Consider the following 16,387-nt stretch of genomic DNA (forward strand, 5'->3'; position numbering starts at 1 on the left):
CCGGTGCCCTCCCCGTAGGGAGCCGCACCGGGCCCGGGCGACGAGACAGCCCGCGAGGCTACAGTCCCGCGGCCTTCTGCAGTTCCTCCACGCGGTCCGTCCGCTCCCACGTGAAGTCCGGCAGCTCACGGCCGAAGTGGCCGTACGCCGCCGTCTGGGCGTAGATCGGGCGCAGCAGGTCCAGGTCGCGGATGATCGCGGCGGGACGGAGGTCGAAGACCTCGTCGATCGCCCGCTCGATCTTCTCGACGTCGACCTTGGCGGTGCCGAAGGTCTCCACGAACAGACCCACCGGCTCCGCCTTGCCGATCGCGTACGCGACCTGCACCTCGCAGCGGGCGGCCAGGCCGGCCGCGACCACGTTCTTGGCGACCCAGCGCATCGCGTACGCGGCGGAGCGGTCCACCTTGGACGGGTCCTTGCCGGAGAACGCGCCGCCGCCGTGGCGGGCCATGCCGCCGTAGGTGTCGATGATGATCTTCCGGCCGGTGAGACCGGCGTCGCCCATCGGGCCGCCGATCTCGAAGCGCCCGGTCGGGTTCACCAGCAGGCGGTAGTTCTCGGTGTCCAGCTTGATGCCGTCCTCGAGCAGCGCCTTGAGCTCCGGCTCCACGACGAACTCGCGGATGTCGGGGGCGAGCAGCGACTCCAGGTCGATGTCGGAGGCGTGCTGCGAGGAGACGACGACGGTGTCCAGGCGGACCGCCTTGTCGCCGTCGTACTCGATGGTGACCTGGGTCTTGCCGTCGGGGCGCAGGTAGGGGATGGTCCCGTTCTTGCGGACGTCGGACAGGCGCTTGGACAGGCGGTGCGCCAGGAAGACCGGGAGCGGCATCAGCGTCGGCGTCTCGTCCGTCGCGTAGCCGAACATCAGGCCCTGGTCGCCCGCGCCCTGCCGGTCCAGCTCGTCGTCGTCGCCCTCGACCCGGGTCTCGTAGGCCGTGTCGACGCCCTGGGCGATGTCCGGGGACTGCGCGCCGATCGACACGGAGACGCCGCAGGAGGCGCCGTCGAAGCCCTTCTTCGAGGAGTCGTAACCGATCTCCAGGATCTTGCTGCGCACCAGCGTCGCGATGTCCGCGTACGTCTTGGTGGTGACCTCGCCGGCCACGTGCACGAGGCCGGTGGTGATCAGGGTCTCGACGGCGACCCGGGAGGTCGGGTCCTCGCGGAGCAGCGCGTCGAGAATGGTGTCGCTGATCTGGTCAGCGATCTTGTCGGGGTGACCCTCGGTCACGGACTCCGAGGTGAACAGACGACGGGACACAATGCTCCCTGGGGTTGCAGCGGCTGCTGGCTGATCATGGGCGAACGGCGGGGGCTGCACCCGACGCCGTCCGTGGAACAGTTTATCGGTCGTGCGTCGCCACGGGTCCCCCCGTCTCGCCTCGCGAGAGCGCTGTGACCTGCGGCACGGGCATTCTCTCCGGGCGGGGCGCGGTTCGCCAGAGGCGCCACACCCCGGACGGAGGCGTTCCGGGTGACCGGGGAACGGATGAGCCATTCATGCGAGGCGCTCGGCGACGAGGTCCCAGACGGTGTCGGCGAGGGCCTCCTTCGGCCCGTGGGGCACGGGCGTCTCGCTGCCGTCGGCGCCCAGCACGACGGCCTCGTTGGTCTCGGACCCGAAGGTCTTGGCCTCGCCCACCTCGTTCACCACGAGGAGGTCGCACCCCTTGCGCTTCAGCTTGGCGCGGCCGTTGGCGAGGACGTCGTCGGTCTCCGCGGCGAAGCCGACGATCACCTGTCCGGACCTCACCCGGTCGCCGGAGACCTCCGCGAGAATGTCCGGATTCCGTACCAGGGTGATGGGCTCCGGCTCCTTGCCGTCCTTCTTCTTGATCTTCCCGGCCGCGTAGACGGCGGGGCGGAAGTCGGCGACGGCGGCGGCCATGACGACCGCGTCGGCGTCGCGGGCGGCGGCGAGGACGGCCTCGCGCAGCTCCACGGCCGTGCCGACGCGGACGATGTCGACGCCGGCCGGGTCGGGCAGCGCGGTGTTGGCGGCGACCAGGGTGACGCGGGCGCCGCGGGCGGCGGCGGTGCGGGCGAGGGCGTAGCCCTGCTTGCCGGAGGAGCGGTTGCCGAGGAAGCGGACCGGGTCGAGGGGCTCGCGGGTGCCTCCGGCGCTGACGACGACGTGCCGTCCGGCGAGGTCGGGAGCGGCGGTGCCGCGGGCCAGGACGCGGCGGCAGACCTCGAAGATCTCGGCGGGGTCGGGGAGCCGGCCCTTGCCGGTGTCGACGCCGGTGAGGCGGCCGACGGCCGGCTCGACGACGACGGCGCCGCGGGCGCGCAGCGTGGCCACGTTCTCCTGGGTGGCCGGGTGCTCCCACATCTCCGTGTGCATGGCGGGGGCGAAGACCACCGGGCAGCGCGCGGTGAGCAGGGTGTTGGTGAGGAGGTCGTCGGCGAGGCCGTGGGCGGCCTTGGCGAGCATGTCGGCCGTGGCGGGCGCGACGACGACCAGGTCGGCGTGCTGTCCGATGCGGACGTGCGGCACCTCGTGGACGTGGTCCCAGACCTCGGTGGAGACCGGGTTGCCGGACAGGGCGGACCAGGTGGCGGCGCCGACGAAGTGCAGCGCGGAGGCGGTGGGGACGACGCGTACGTCGTGTCCCGACTCGGTGAGCCGCCTCAGCAGCTCACAGGCCTTGTAGGCGGCGATGCCGCCGCTGACCCCCAGAACGACCTTCGGCTTGTCCACCGTCTCTCCCCGCACCTCGGAATCCTGCTGCCATCACCCATGAGAACACCACAGGCCCGGCAGACGTCTGCCGGGCCTGTGGAAAAGTCAGCTGCGAGCTGATGGTACGACGTACTGACCGATCACTGGTTGGGGCCGTCGACGGCCTCGGAGGTCAGCAGTCCCGCGTTGATCTCGCGCAGCGCGATCGACAGCGGCTTCTCGTGGACGTGCGTGTCGACGAGAGGACCGACGTACTCGAGCAGGCCTTCGCCGAGCTGCGAGTAGTACGCGTTGATCTGGCGGGCCCGCTTGGCCGCGTAGATCACGAGGCTGTACTTCGAGTCCGTGGCCTCGAGGAGCTCGTCGATCGGCGGGTTGATGATGCCCTCGGGCGCGGAGATGGAAGAGGACACGCTCTACCTTCCGATGGATGGGAAAGATTCAGTCGTTCCGACCTGCGGACGGTCGTCCACGGTCACACGACGTTCATCAAGGCTAGCAGCTCGCGAGCTACCTCCTCGACGGAGGTGTTGACCAGGGTCGTGTCGAACTCCGGTTCGGCAGCGAGCTCGGTCCGCGCGGCCTCCAGCCGGCGCTCGATGACCTCGGGCGACTCGGTGCCCCGGCCGGTGAGCCTGCGCACGAGCTCCTCCCAGGAGGGCGGGGCCAGGAACACCAGCTGGGCCTCGGCCATGGACTCGCGGACCTGCCGCGCGCCCTGGAGGTCGATCTCCAGGAGCACGGGCACCCCGGCCTCCAGGTGCTCCAGCACCGCCGCGCGGGGCGTGCCGTAGCGGTTCCCCGCGAACTCGGCCCACTCCAGCAGCTCGCCGTTGGCGATCAGCTTGTCCATCTCCTCGTCGGTGACGAAGAAGTAGTGGACGCCGTGCTGCTCACCGGGGCGCGGCTGGCGGGTCGTCGCCGACACCGAGAGCCAGACCGCAGGGTGTTCCTTGCGCATATGCGCGACGACCGTGCTCTTGCCGACCCCGGAAGGGCCGGAGAGCACGGTCAGTCGCGGACGTTCGTCCGGGGGTACGGGGGTCGCCCCCCGGGGTGTTGCAGCCATGCGGCGATTATTCCAGCAATCGCGGGGTGTCCGGGACGCCGGTCCCGGACCGCCCGTGACTCAGGAGCCGGTGCTGCCGAACTCGCGCTCCAGGGAGGCGATCTGGTTCGAACCGAGACCCCGCACGCGGCGGCTCTCGGAGATCCCCAGACGCTCCATGATCTGCTTGGCGCGGACCTTGCCCACGCCCGGCAGGGACTCGAGCAGGGCGGAGACCTTCATCTTGCCGATGACGTCGTTCTCCTGGCCCTGCTTGATGACCTCGTGCAGGGAGGCGCCGGAGTGCTTGAGTCGATTCTTGACCTCGGCCCGCTCCCGGCGAGCCGCGGCGGCCTTTTCGAGCGCGGCTGCGCGCTGTTCAGGGGTAAGGGGCGGAAGAGCCACGCCTACGTCACCTCGGATGTCGAACTGTCGGATACGGACCGGTGAGGAACCTAGTCGCCCCACACCTGGGGAGTCACGGACAACACGTGCCGCCCGTTCTCCCCCACTGCCTTGAAGGCGTGGGAGGTACCCCCACCCGTCGGAGACTAGCGGCCCTCGGGCCCTGAGTCAGCGAGAACAGCGGAAAAGTCCTGGTCAGCCTCCGTCAGGCCGGACATTTGGGACATAATTCATCGGATTTGAGGGTGTATCCAGAGTGCGACGACCTCGGAATCCCTCGTGAGCCCTCTCAGGCGGACGTCAGCGCGGCGCGGATCTCGTCCGCGAACCGCTCCGAGGCGTCACGCAGAGCGACCGCGTCGGGACCGTGGCGCAACACCCCACGGCTGACGTTCGGCACGACGTTGCGCACGGCGCGCCCGAACACCGCAGGCAGGTCCGCCGGCGTCGCCCCCTGCGCCCCGATGCCGGGCGCCAGGATCGGCCCGCCCATGTCGAGGTCGTAGGAGGACAGGTCGCCGAGGGTGGCGCCGACGACCGCGCCGAAGGAGCCGAGCGGCTCCTCCCCCGCGTTCTCCAGCGCGAGGTGGCCGAGGACCGTCGCCCCGACCGTGCGCCCGTCGGCGCGCACCGCGTGCTGCACCTCGCCGCCCTCCGGGTTGGAGGTCAGCGCCAGCACGAACAGCCCGGCGCCGGACTCCCGTGCCAGCGCGACGGCGGGGCTCAGCGAGCCGTAGCCGAGGTACGGGGAGACTGTGAGCGCGTCGGAGAAGAGCGGCGCGTCCTTGTGCAGGAAGGCCTCCGCGTAGGCGGCCATCGTCGAGCCGATGTCGCCGCGCTTGGCGTCCATGACGACCAGCGCCCCGGCCTCCCGGGCCTCCCGCACGGTGGTCTCGAGCACGGCGACGCCGCGCGAGCCGAACCGCTCGAAGAAGGCGCTCTGCGGCTTGAGCACGGCGACCCGGTCGGCGACCGCCTCGACGACGGTGCGGCTGAAGCGCTCCAGGCCGTCGACGGTGTCGCCCAGGCCCCACTCGGCCAGCAGGGACGCGTGCGGGTCGATGCCCACGCACAGGGGGCCCCGCTCGTCCATGACGCGGCGCAGCCGCGCGCCGAAGGGTTCGAGTCCGGTCATGCGGAGGTCCTCACGTCGGCGCCCACCGCGTCGGCGAGCGTGGCGTAGGGGCTGGTGCGCAGCCGCGCGGCGAGCCCCTTGTGGATGGAACGGGCCCAGAAGGGGCCCTGGTAGATGAACGCGCTGTACCCCTGGACCAGCGTGGCGCCCGCCAGGATGCGCTGCCAGGCGTCCTCGGCGTTCTCGATGCCGCCGACGCCGACCAGGGTGATGCGGTCGCCGACGCGCGCGTGGAGGCGGCGCAGCACCTCCAGCGAGCGGGCCTTGAGGGGCGCGCCGGACAGTCCGCCGGTCTCCTGGACCAGGTCCGGACCGGAGGTCAGGCCGAGGCCCTCGCGGGCGACGGTGGTGTTGGTGGCGATGATGCCGTCGAGGCCGAGCTCCACGGCGAGGTCGGCGACGGCGTCGATGTCCTCGTCAGCCAGGTCGGGGGCGATCTTCACCAGCAGCGGCACCCGGCGGGCCGGGACCGCGCGGTCGGCGGCCTCGCGTACGGCGGTGAGCAGCGGACGGAGCTGGTCCACGGCCTGGAGGCTTCGCAGGCCCGGGGTGTTCGGGCTGGAGACGTTGACGACCAGGTAGTCGGCGTGGGGCGCGAGCCGCTCGGCGGACTTCACGTAGTCGGCGGCGGCCTCGGACTCCGGGACGGTCTTGGTCTTGCCGATGTTGACGCCCACGACCGTGCGGAACACCGGCCTGCGGGAGGCAAGGCGGGCGGCGACGGCGAGCGAGCCGTCGTTGTTGAAGCCCATGCGGTTGATCAGCGCGCGGTCGGTGACCAGGCGGAACAGCCGCTTCTTGGGGTTGCCGGGCTGCGGCTCGCCGGTCACGGTGCCGATCTCGACGTGGTCGAAGCCGAGCATCGCCAGGCCGTCGATGCCGACGGCGTTCTTGTCGAAGCCGGCGGCCAGTCCGAAGGGGCTGTGCAGGCGCCGGCCGAGGGTCTCGGTGCGCAGTTCCTCGTAGCGCGGGGCGAGCACCGCGGCGACGAACGTGCGCAGCACCGGGACGCGGGCGACGCGGCGGATCCAGCGGAAGGCCAGGTGGTGGGCCTCCTCAGGGTCCATCCGTGAGAAGAGCAGGGTGAAGAGAATCCTGTACATGGTGTCCTCATGGAGAGGGGGACACCGTTTCCGGTGTCCCCCTTCGGGCTACTGGTCCTCGCGGGCCGCGGTCAGATGTTCCGCGTGTTCCTGGAGCGAGCGGACTCCTACGTCGCCCCGGTTGAGCGCGTCGATGCCCTGGACCGCGGCGGCGAGCGCCTGGACCGTGGTGAGGCAGGGCACCGAGCGGGCCACGGCCGCGGTGCGGATCTCGTAGCCGTCGAGCCGGCCGCCCGTGCCGTACGGGGTGTTGACGATGAGGTCGACCTCGCCGTCATGGATGAGCTGGACGATGGTCTTCTCGCCGTTGGGGCCGGTGCCCTCGAACTGCTTGCGCACGACGGTGGCCTTGATGCCGTTGCGCTTGAGGACCTCGGCGGTGCCGGAGGTGGCGAGCAGCTCGAAGCCGTGCGCCACCAGCTCGCGCGCCGGGAAGATCATCGAGCGCTTGTCCCGGTTGGCGACCGAGATGAAGGCGCGGCCCTTGGTGGGCAGCGGGCCGTAGGCGCCGGCCTGCGACTTGGCGTAGGCGGTGCCGAAGACGCTGTCGATGCCCATGACCTCGCCGGTGGAGCGCATCTCCGGGCCGAGGACCGTGTCGACGCCGCGGCCGTGGATGTCCCGGAAGCGGGACCACGGCATCACGGCCTCCTTGACGGAGATCGGCGCGTCCAGCGGAAGCTCGCCGCCGTCTCCGGTGGCCGGGAGCAGGCCCTCGGTGCGCAGTTCGGCGACGGTGGCGCCGAGCGAGATGCGCGCGGCGGCCTTGGCGAGCGGCACCGCGGTCGCCTTGGAGGTGAAGGGCACCGTGCGGGAGGCGCGCGGGTTGGCCTCCAGGACGTAGAGGATGTCCCCGGCGAGGGCGAACTGGATGTTGATCAGGCCGCGTACGCCCACGCCACGCGCGATGGCCTCGGTGGAGGCGCGCAGCCGCTTGATGTCGAAGCCGCCGAGGGTGATCGGGGGCAGGGCGCACGCCGAGTCGCCGGAGTGGATGCCGGCCTCCTCGATGTGCTCCATCACGCCGCCGAGGTAGAGCTCCTCGCCGTCGTAGAGGGCGTCGACGTCGATCTCGATGGCGTCGTCGAGGAAGCGGTCGACCAGGACCGGCCGGGAGGGGCTGATCTCCGTCGACTCGGCGATGTACGCCTCCAGCCGGTTGTCGTCGTACACGATCTCCATGCCGCGTCCGCCGAGCACGTAGGAGGGGCGGACGAGGACCGGGTAGCCGATCTCGTCGGCGATGGCCTTGGCCTCGGCGAAGGTGGTGGCGGTGCCGTGCTTGGGGGCGGGCAGGCCGGCCTCCTTGAGGACCTGTCCGAAGGCGCCGCGGTCCTCGGCGGCGTGGATGGCCTCCGGGGAGGTGCCGACGATCGGCACGCCGTTGTCCTTCAGCGCCTGGGAGAGCCCGAGCGGGGTCTGGCCGCCGAGCTGGACCACGACGCCCGCGACCGGACCCGCCTGCTGCTCGGCGTGGACGATCTCCAGGACGTCCTCCAGGGTGAGCGGCTCGAAGTAGAGCCGGTCGGAGGTGTCGTAGTCGGTGGAGACGGTCTCCGGGTTGCAGTTGACCATCACGGTCTCGTACCCGGCGTCGCTCAGGGCGAAGGAGGCGTGGACGCAGGAGTAGTCGAACTCGATGCCCTGGCCGATGCGGTTCGGGCCGGAGCCCAGGATGATCACTGCGGGCTTCTCGCGGGGGGCGACCTCGGTCTCCTCGTCGTAGGAGGAGTAGAAGTACGGGGTCTTCGCTGCGAACTCGGCGGCGCAGGTGTCGACCGTCTTGTAGACCGGGCGGATGCCGAGCGCGTGCCGGACCTCGCGGACGACGTCCTCGCGCAGACCGCGGATCTCGCCGATCTGCTGGTCGGAGAAGCCGTGCCGCTTGGCCTCGGCGAGCAGGCCGGGGGTCAGCTCGGGGGCGGCGGCCAGCTCGTCGGCGGTCTCCTTGATGAGGAAGAGCTGGTCGACGAACCACGGGTCGATCTTCGTGGCCTCGAAGACCTCCTCGGGCGTGGCGCCCGCGCGGACGGCCTGCATGACGGCGTTGATCCGGCCGTCGGTGGGGCGGACCGCCTCGCGCAGCAGCTCGGCCTTGTCGCCGGGCTCGCCCACGAAGGTGAACTGGCTGCCCTTCTTCTCCAGCGAGCGCAGCGCCTTCTGGAACGCCTCGGTGAAGTTGCGGCCGATGGCCATGGCCTCGCCGACCGACTTCATGGTGGTGGTGAGGGTGGAGTCGGCGCTCGGGAACTTCTCGAAGGCGAACCGCGGGGCCTTCACGACCACGTAGTCGAGGGTCGGCTCGAAGGAGGCCGGCGTCTCGCGTGTGATGTCGTTCGGGATCTCGTCGAGGGTGTAGCCGACGGCGAGCTTGGCCGCAATCTTGGCGATGGGGAAGCCGGTCGCCTTGGAGGCGAGCGCGGAGGACCGGGAGACGCGCGGGTTCATCTCGATGACGATGACCCGGCCGTCCTCGGGGTTGACCGCGAACTGGATGTTGCAGCCGCCGGTGTCGACGCCGACCTCGCGGATGATCGCGATGCCGACGTCGCGCAGCACCTGGTACTCGCGGTCGGTCAGCGTCATCGCCGGGGCGACGGTGATGGAGTCACCGGTGTGCACGCCCATGGGGTCGAAGTTCTCGATGGAGCAGACGACCACGACGTTGTCGTTCTTGTCGCGCATCAGCTCCAGCTCGTACTCCTTCCAGCCGAGGATGGACTCCTCGAGGAGCACCTCGGTGGTCGGCGAGAGGGTGAGGCCCTGGCCGGCGATGCGGCGCAGTTCCTCCTCGTCGTGCGCGAAGCCGGAGCCGGCGCCGCCCATGGTGAAGGACGGGCGGACGACGACGGGGTATCCGCCGAGCTCCTCGACACCCTTGAGGACGTCGTCCATGGAGTGGCAGATGTAGGACCGGGCGGACTCACCGTGTCCGATCTTCTTGCGGACCTCCTCCACGACCTCCTTGAACAGGTCGCGGTCCTCGCCCTTGTGGATCGCCTCGACGTTGGCGCCGATCAGCTCGACGCCGTACTTGTCGAGGACGCCGTTCTCGTGGAGGGAGATCGCCGTGTTGAGGGCCGTCTGGCCGCCCAGGGTGGGCAGCAGGGCGTCCGGCTGCTCCTTGGCGATGATCTTCTCGACGAACTCGGGCGTGATCGGCTCGACGTAGGTGGCGTCGGCGATCTCCGGGTCGGTCATGATCGTCGCCGGGTTGGAGTTGACCAGGATGACGCGCAGGCCCTCGGCCTTGAGCACGCGGCAGGCCTGGGTGCCGGAGTAGTCGAACTCCGCGGCCTGGCCGATGACGATCGGACCGGAGCCGATGACCAGGACGGACTGGATATCGGTGCGCTTAGGCACGCTGGCCCTCCATCAGGGAGACGAAGCGGTCGAACAGGTAGGCGGCGTCGTGCGGGCCCGCGGCCGCTTCGGGGTGGTACTGGACGCTGAAGGCCGGCTTGTCGAGCAGCTGGAGGCCCTCCACCACGTTGTCGTTCAGGCAGACGTGGGACACCTCGGCACGGCCGAACGGGGTGTCGGAGACCTTGTCGAGCGGGGCGTCCACGGCGAAGCCGTGGTTGTGCGCGGTGACCTCGACCTTGCCGGTCGTACGGTCCTGCACCGGCTGGTTGATGCCGCGGTGGCCGTACTTCAGCTTGTAGGTGCCGAAGCCGAGGGCGCGGCCGAGGATCTGGTTGCCGAAGCAGATGCCGAACAGCGGTGTGCCGCGCTCCAGAACGCCCCGCATCACGGAGACGGCGTGGTCGGCGGTGGCGGGGTCGCCGGGGCCGTTCGAGAAGAACACGCCGTCCGGGTTCACGGCGTACACGTCGTCGACGGTCGCGGTGGCGGGCAGCACGTGCACCTCGATGCCGCGCTCGGCCATCCGGTAGGGGGTCATGCCCTTGATGCCGAGGTCGACGGCGGCGACGGTGAACTTCCTCTCGCCCTGCGCGGGGACGACGTACGCCTCCTTGGTGGCCACCTCGGCGGAGAGGTCGGCGCCCTGCATCTCGGGGGCCTGGCGGACCTCGGCGAGCATGGTGCCCTCGTCGGGCAGGGCGTTGCCGGAGAAGATGCCGACGCGCATGGCGCCGCGTTCGCGCAGGTGGCGGGTGAGGGCGCGGGTGTCGACGCCGCTGATGCCGACGACGCCCTGGGCGGCCAGCTCCTCGTCGAGGGTGCGGCGGGAGCGCCAGTTGGACGGCACGCGCGCGGGGTCGCGCACGACGTAGCCGGAGACCCAGATCCGCTTGGACTCGGCGTCCTCGTCGTTGACGCCGGTGTTGCCGACGTGCGGGGCGGTCATCACCACGACCTGGCGGTGGTACGACGGGTCGGTGAGGGTCTCCTGGTACCCGGTCATGCCGGTGGAGAACACCGCTTCGCCGAAGGTCTCCCCCACCGCCCCGTAGGCCCGGCCGCGGAAGATCCGGCCGTCCTCCAGGACGAGTACGGCGGGAACCTTGTCGGCTCCCCTGGTGGAGGTTGTCATCGTGCGCCTTCCGTCTTGTTGATCATGTTCGTGAGGGCGTCGACCCACTCGGTGTGCTCCGCCGCGTGGTCGGAGCGGAAACCGGAGTCGATGAGCCGGTCGCCGTGCTGCCAGGTGATCACCAGCAGGCCGCCCTCGGTGAGGACCTTGCCGGCGATGCCCTTGTCGAGCCGGGCCTCGCGCAGTGCGTCCGCGGGGATGAAGAAGTCCTCCGCCCCGGGGCGCGCGACGTCCAGACCGGCGTCGCCGAGCGTCAGCTCGGCACGGCTGCGGGTGCCCAGGCCGTGCGCCACGATGCGGTCCAGCCACTGACCCGCGGTGGTGGAGCCGTGGTAGCGGCCGCTCATGGTCAGTGTCGCCGGGCCGGGGTCGTCCGGCGCGCTGTGCAGCGCGGGCAGGTCGCTCTGGAGCGTGCCGCGCCACTTCCAGCCCTCGCGCATCAGCCAGTAGACGAGCGCGACGAAGAGGGCGAGGCCGACGACCCAGCCGATCCGGGCGGCCCAGTCGGTCACTTCCGCCGATTCCCTCTCGGCGGCCAGCAGGATGAGAGATGTCACGTGAGCTTCCCGTCGACGAGCGTGGCCTTGCCCCGGAGCCAGGTGTGGGTGACACGGCCCGGCAGCTCGCGGCCCTCGTAGGGCGTGTTGCGGCTGCGCGAGGCGAAGCCCGCGGGGTCCACCGGTCCACGGTATGCCGTGTCGACGAGGGTGAGGTTGGCGGGCTCACCTGCCGAGACGGGGCGGCCGTGGCCCTCGGCGCGGCCGATGCGCGCCGGGGTGAAGGACATGCGGTCGGCGACGCCGGCCCAGTCCAGCAGACCGGTGTCGACCATCGTCTCCTGGACCACCGACAGCGCGGTCTCCAGGCCGACCATGCCCATGGCGGCGGCGGCCCACTCGCAGTCCTTGTCCTCGTGCGGGTGCGGGGCGTGGTCGGTGGCGACGATGTCGATGGTGCCGTCGGCGAGCGCCTCCCGCAGGGCCAGCACATCACGCTCGGTGCGCAGCGGCGGGTTGACCTTGTAGACCGGGTTGTAGGAGCGCACCAGCTCGTCCGTGAGGAGCAGGTGGTGCGGGGTGACCTCGGCGGTGACGCGGATGCCGCGGGACTTGGCCCAGCGGACGATCTCCACGGAGCCGGCCGTCGACAGGTGGCAGATGTGGACGCGGGAGCCGACGTGGTCGGCGAGCAGCACGTCGCGGGCGATGACCGACTCCTCCGCGACGGCCGGCCAGCCGCCGAGGCCCAGCTCGGCGGAGACGACGCCCTCGTTCATCTGCGCGCCCTCGGTCAGGCGGGGCTCCTGGGCGTGCTGGGCGACGACGCCGTCGAAGGCCTTCACGTACTCCAGGGCCCGGCGCATGATCACGGCGTCGTGGACGCACTTGCCGTCGTCGGAGAAGACGGTGACACCGGCCGCGGACTCGTGCATGGCGCCCAGCTCGGCGAGCTTCTGCCCCTCCAGGCCGACGGTGACGGCGCCGATCGGCTGCACGTCGCAGTAGCCGGATTCCTGGCCGAGCCGCCAGACCTGCTCGACGACGCCGGCGGTGTCGGCGACCGGGAAGGTGTTGGCCATGGCGAAGACGTTGGTGTAACCGCCGCTCGCCGCCGCGCGGGTGCCGGTCAGGACGGTCTCGGAGTCCTCGCGGCCGGGCTCGCGCAGGTGGGTGTGCAGGTCGACCAGGCCCGGCAGCAGCACCTTGCCGCCGGCCTCGACGACCTCCGCGCCCTCGGCGGACAGGCCGGCGCCGACCTGAGTGATCGTTTCGCCGTCGATCAGGACGTCCTGGGGCTCGCCGCCGAGCACCTTCGCACCACGGATCAGGGTCTTGCTCATCGTTGTCAGTTCTCCTCGGCGGTACGGGCGGGGGCGGCGGACGTGCTCGGGGTCTGGAACTCGGCTCCGCCGAGCAGCAGGTACAGCACGGCCATGCGGATGGAGACGCCGTTGGCGACCTGCTCGACGACGGTGCAGCGGTCGGAGTCGGCGACCTCGGCGGTGATCTCCATGCCGCGGACCATCGGGCCGGGGTGCATGACGATGGCGTGCTCCGGCATCCGCGCCATGCGGTCGCCGTCGAGGCCGTAGCGGCGGGAGTACTCACGCTCGGTGGGGAAGAACGCGGCGTTCATCCGCTCACGCTGGACGCGCAGCATCATCACCGCGTCGGACTTGGGGAGCGTGGAGTCCAGGTCGTAGGAGACCTCGCAGGGCCAGGTCCCGACGCCGACCGGGAGCAGGGTGGGCGGAGCGACCAGCGTGACCTCGGCGCCGAGGGTGTGCAGCAGGTCGACGTTGGAGCGGGCGACCCGGCTGTGCAGGACGTCGCCGACGAGGGTGATGCGGCGGCCGTTCAGGTCCTGGCCGAGCCCCGCGTCCCGGCCGACGAGGCGGCGGCGCATGGTGAACGCGTCGAGCAGCGCCTGGGTGGGGTGCTGGTGGGTGCCGTCGCCGGCGTTGATGACGTGCGCGTCGATCCAGCCGGAGGTGGCGAGCCGGTAGGGGGCGCCGGAGGCGCCGTGCCGGATGACGACCGCGTCGACGCCCATGGCCTCCAGGGTCTGGGCGGTGTCCTTGAGGGACTCGCCCTTGGAGACGCTGGAGCCCTTGGCGGAGAAGTTGATGACGTCCGCGGACAGCCGCTTCTCGGCGGCCTCGAAGGAGATCCGGGTGCGGGTGGAGTCCTCGAAGAAGAGGTTGACGACGGTACGGCCGCGCAGGGTGGGGAGTTTCTTGATCGGCCGGTCGGCCACCCGGGCCATCTCCTCGGCGGTGTCGAGGATGAGGACGGCGTCGTCGCGGGTGAGGTCGGCGGCCGAGATGAGATGACGCTGCATCTGTCAGGCTCCGTAAAGGCAGTTCAATGAGGCGAAATGGGGCAGACGGGTACGCGCGTGGGCGTGCCGCGCCGACGCACTCCTGTCCGGTGTGCGCTTCGCGGTGCTACTGGGGGGCCTGCTTGGCGCCGAGCAGCACGGTGTCGCGGCCGTCCTCCTCGGCGAGCAGGACCTTGACCGTCTCCCGCAGCGACGTGGGGAGGTTCTTGCCGACGTAGTCGGCGCGGATGGGCAGTTCGCGGTGGCCGCGGTCGACGAGCACGGCCAGCTGCACCGCGCGGGGGCGGCCGATGTCGTTCAGCGCGTCGAGGGCGGCGCGGATGGTGCGGCCGGAGAAGAGCACGTCGTCGACGAGGACGACCAGCTTGCCGTCGATGCCGTCACCGGGGATCTCGGTGCGGGCCAGCGCACGCGGCGGCTGCAGGCGCAGGTCGTCGCGGTACATGGTGATGTCGAGCGAGCCGACCGGGACCTTGCGCTCGGTGATCTGCTCGAGCTTGTCGGCGAGCCGCCGGGCGAGGAAGACGCCCCGGGTCGGGATGCCGAGGAGCACCACGTCGTCGGCGCCCTTGGCGCGTTCGACGATCTCGTGGGCGATGCGGGTCATGACCCGGGCGATGTCGGGGGCCTCGAGAACGGGCCGTGCGTCCGCCTGGGATGCGGCCGGCGATTGCGGGTCGTGCGTGTCCATACGAAACGGACCTCCTTCTCCGCCTCACGGGACGGACCTTAAAGGACGTCGGATTGCGTCCCTCAGGCTAGCAGGTGGCCGCGCGCCCGCAGCGACACCCCCTTTCACCCGGATGGAGCAACCGATCTTCGCTACCACGGAAGAGTCGGTGTGGACCATTCGGCTTGACGCACGAGAGTAACGCTGCGTAACCTCACAGTGAGTTACCAGCCGCGCGGCATGGAATCCAGCCATCCGCGTCGACACAGTGCCGGGGAGCTATATGTCCAGCGAATACGCCAAACAGCTCGGGGCCAAGCTCCGGGCGATCCGCACCCAGCAGGGCCTTTCCCTCCACGGTGTCGAGGAGAAGTCCCAGGGCCGCTGGAAGGCGGTCGTGGTCGGTTCGTACGAGCGCGGCGACCGCGCCGTGACCGTACAGCGCCTTGCGGAGCTGGCGGACTTCTACGGCGTGCCGGTGCAGGAGCTGCTGCCGGGCACGACCCCGGGCGGCGCCGCCGAGCCGCCGCCGAAGCTGGTCCTGGACCTGGAGCGGCTGGCCACGGTGCCGGCCGAGAAGGCGGGCCCGCTCCAGCGTTACGCGGCGACGATCCAGTCGCAGCGCGGTGACTACAACGGCAAGGTGCTGTCGATCCGCCAGGACGACCTGCGCACGCTCGCCGTGATCTACGACCAGTCCCCCTCGGTCCTCACCGAGCAGCTGATCAGCTGGGGCGTGCTGGACGCGGACGCACGCCGTGCTGTGGCGTCCCACGAGGACGCGTAGGCGCTCCGAGGGGGCGCAGAAACGTGCCGCCGGGGTGGCCGGACCTGGAAGGTCCGGCCACCCCGGCGGTTTTTTCGTCTGCCGGCTGCGGTTCGGTGTCGGCCGCGGGCCGGGTGGGGCTGAGCGCGCGGTTCCCCACGCCCCTGAGGGGCGCTCCCTGGCGGGGCGTTCCTACTGGTCGCGGCGCAGGGAAGGCTTGAGTTCCTTCAGGCGTCCGAGAAGGCCGTTGACGAACGAGGGGGACTCGTCCGTGGAGAACTCCTTCGCCAGCTGCACCATCTCGTCCAGCACGACCGCGTCCGGGGTCTCGTCGACCCAGATCAGCTCGTACGCGCCGAGCCGCAGGATGCTGCGGTCCACGACGGGCATCCGGTCGAGCGTCCAGCCGACCGAGTACTGGCCGATCAGCTCGTCGATCCGCTTCGCGTGCTCCGCGTAGCCCTCGACAAGCTGCATCGTGTACTCGCTCACCGGCGGCTGCCGGGTGTCGGACCGGGAGTGCCGGATCCAGTCGGCGAGGACCGTGAGGACCTCGGTGCCGCGCTGGTCGCCCTCGAAGATGATCTGGAAGGCGCGCTTGCGGGCCGTGTTGCGGGCAGCCACGGTTAGCTGTTCACCCGGCCGAGGTAGTCGCTCGTGCGGGTGTCGACCTTGATCTTCTCACCGGTGGTGATGAAGAGCGGGACCTGGATCTGGTGGCCGGTCTCCAGCGTGGCGGGCTTGGTGCCGCCGGTGGAGCGGTCGCCCTGGACGCCGGGCTCGGTCTCCTGGATGGTCAGCTCGACGGCGGCCGGCAGCTCCACGAAGAGCACCTCGCCCTCGTGCTGGGCGACGGTGGCGGTGAAGCCCTCGACGAGGAAGTTGGCGGCGTCGCCGACGGCCTTGCGGTCGACCATGAGCTGGTCGTAGGTCTCCATGTCCATGAAGACGAAGTAGTCGCCGTCCATGTAGGAGAACTGCATGTCGCGCTTGTCTACGGTGGCCGTTTCGACCTTGACGCCGGCGTTGAAGGTCTTGTCGACGACCTTGCCGGAGAGCACGTTCTTGAGCTTGGTGCGCACGAAGGCCGGGCCCTTGCCGGGCTTGACGTGCTGGAACTCGACGACGGACCAGAGCTGGCCGCCTTCGAGCTTGAGCACCATGCCGTTCTTGAGGTCGTTCGTGGAAGCCACGGTTGCGGAATCTCCTGGACTGGACTGACGTGGACGACG

At 70.6% G+C, this 16,387-nt stretch carries 16 protein-coding genes; 1 reads left to right on the forward strand and 15 read right to left on the reverse strand.

All coding sequences use genetic code 11. The features are described from left to right. Positions 1-58: 58 nt before the first annotated feature. The 13 genes from metK to pyrR form a co-directional block, all read right to left on the reverse strand. Positions 59-1,267 carry a methionine adenosyltransferase gene (gene metK / locus MTR79_RS22240; RefSeq protein WP_048458159.1) on the reverse strand — a complete coding sequence of 403 codons (1,209 nt, stop codon included), beginning with the start codon at positions 1,265-1,267 and terminating at the stop codon, positions 59-61. A gap of 237 nt (positions 1,268-1,504) precedes the next feature. Next, a complete protein-coding gene (coaBC, locus tag MTR79_RS22245) occupies positions 1,505-2,707 on the reverse strand; it encodes a bifunctional phosphopantothenoylcysteine decarboxylase/phosphopantothenate--cysteine ligase CoaBC (protein WP_086702805.1) in 1,203 nt (400 codons plus the stop codon). 122 nt (positions 2,708-2,829) lie between these two features. Then, positions 2,830-3,102 carry a DNA-directed RNA polymerase subunit omega gene (gene rpoZ, locus MTR79_RS22250; RefSeq protein WP_006131222.1) on the reverse strand — a complete coding sequence of 91 codons (273 nt, stop codon included), beginning with the start codon at positions 3,100-3,102 and terminating at the stop codon, positions 2,830-2,832. 62 nt (positions 3,103-3,164) lie between these two features. Beyond that, positions 3,165-3,758 (reverse strand): guanylate kinase, encoded by a 594-nt coding sequence (gmk, locus tag MTR79_RS22255; RefSeq protein WP_086702806.1) that lies wholly within the window; start codon positions 3,756-3,758, stop codon positions 3,165-3,167. Positions 3,759-3,818: 60 nt separating this feature from the next. Continuing rightward, a complete protein-coding gene (locus tag MTR79_RS22260) occupies positions 3,819-4,142 on the reverse strand; it encodes an integration host factor (RefSeq protein WP_003977346.1) in 324 nt (107 codons plus the stop codon). A gap of 289 nt (positions 4,143-4,431) precedes the next feature. Next, positions 4,432-5,277 carry an orotidine-5'-phosphate decarboxylase gene (gene pyrF / locus MTR79_RS22265; RefSeq protein WP_086702808.1) on the reverse strand — a complete coding sequence of 282 codons (846 nt, stop codon included), beginning with the start codon at positions 5,275-5,277 and terminating at the stop codon, positions 4,432-4,434. Further along, entirely contained in the window at positions 5,274-6,380 is a 1,107-nt protein-coding gene (locus MTR79_RS22270; RefSeq protein WP_189365450.1) for a quinone-dependent dihydroorotate dehydrogenase, read from the reverse strand. Before MTR79_RS22270 ends, pyrF begins: the two co-directional genes overlap by 4 nt. Positions 6,381-6,428: 48 nt before the next feature. Beyond that, positions 6,429-9,743 carry a carbamoyl-phosphate synthase large subunit gene (carB, locus tag MTR79_RS22275; protein WP_189365451.1) on the reverse strand — a complete coding sequence of 1,105 codons (3,315 nt, stop codon included), beginning with the start codon at positions 9,741-9,743 and terminating at the stop codon, positions 6,429-6,431. Next, positions 9,736-10,878 carry a glutamine-hydrolyzing carbamoyl-phosphate synthase small subunit gene (carA, locus tag MTR79_RS22280; RefSeq protein ID WP_189365452.1) on the reverse strand — a complete coding sequence of 381 codons (1,143 nt, stop codon included), beginning with the start codon at positions 10,876-10,878 and terminating at the stop codon, positions 9,736-9,738. The genes carB and carA overlap by 8 nt, the downstream gene beginning before the upstream one ends. Continuing rightward, on the reverse strand, positions 10,875-11,435 hold the full coding sequence (locus MTR79_RS22285) for a hypothetical protein (RefSeq protein WP_048458166.1): 561 nt from the start codon (positions 11,433-11,435) through the stop codon (positions 10,875-10,877). The genes carA and MTR79_RS22285 overlap by 4 nt, the downstream gene beginning before the upstream one ends. Next, on the reverse strand, positions 11,432-12,718 hold the full coding sequence (locus MTR79_RS22290; RefSeq protein WP_033275102.1) for a dihydroorotase: 1,287 nt from the start codon (positions 12,716-12,718) through the stop codon (positions 11,432-11,434). The genes MTR79_RS22285 and MTR79_RS22290 overlap by 4 nt, the downstream gene beginning before the upstream one ends. Before the next feature lie 5 nt (positions 12,719-12,723). Further along, positions 12,724-13,719, reverse strand: a complete 996-nt coding sequence (locus MTR79_RS22295; RefSeq protein WP_122214929.1) for an aspartate carbamoyltransferase catalytic subunit — start codon at positions 13,717-13,719, stop codon at positions 12,724-12,726. A gap of 106 nt (positions 13,720-13,825) precedes the next feature. Beyond that, positions 13,826-14,410, reverse strand: a complete 585-nt coding sequence (pyrR, locus tag MTR79_RS22300) for a bifunctional pyr operon transcriptional regulator/uracil phosphoribosyltransferase PyrR (protein ID WP_189365453.1) — start codon at positions 14,408-14,410, stop codon at positions 13,826-13,828. Between the two features lie 262 nt (positions 14,411-14,672). Here pyrR and bldD point away from each other — a divergent pair, with 262 nt between their 5' ends. Further along, a complete protein-coding gene (gene bldD, locus MTR79_RS22305; RefSeq protein WP_006131213.1) occupies positions 14,673-15,176 on the forward strand; it encodes a transcriptional regulator BldD in 504 nt (167 codons plus the stop codon). 171 nt (positions 15,177-15,347) lie between these two features. Here bldD and nusB read toward each other — a convergent pair whose 3' ends face one another. Then, the gene (gene nusB / locus MTR79_RS22310; RefSeq protein ID WP_033275099.1) at positions 15,348-15,779 is read right to left on the reverse strand and encodes a transcription antitermination factor NusB; all 432 of its coding nucleotides are present in this window, start codon (positions 15,777-15,779) and stop codon (positions 15,348-15,350) included. 2 nt (positions 15,780-15,781) lie between these two features. Next, positions 15,782-16,348 (reverse strand): elongation factor P, encoded by a 567-nt coding sequence (efp, locus tag MTR79_RS22315; RefSeq protein ID WP_006131211.1) that lies wholly within the window; start codon positions 16,346-16,348, stop codon positions 15,782-15,784. Between the last annotated feature and the right edge of the window lie 39 nt (positions 16,349-16,387).

This window comes from Streptomyces sp. BJ20, from assembly GCF_022869105.1.
In the GTDB taxonomy this organism is placed as follows: Bacteria; Actinomycetota; Actinomycetes; order Streptomycetales; family Streptomycetaceae; genus Streptomyces; species Streptomyces griseoincarnatus.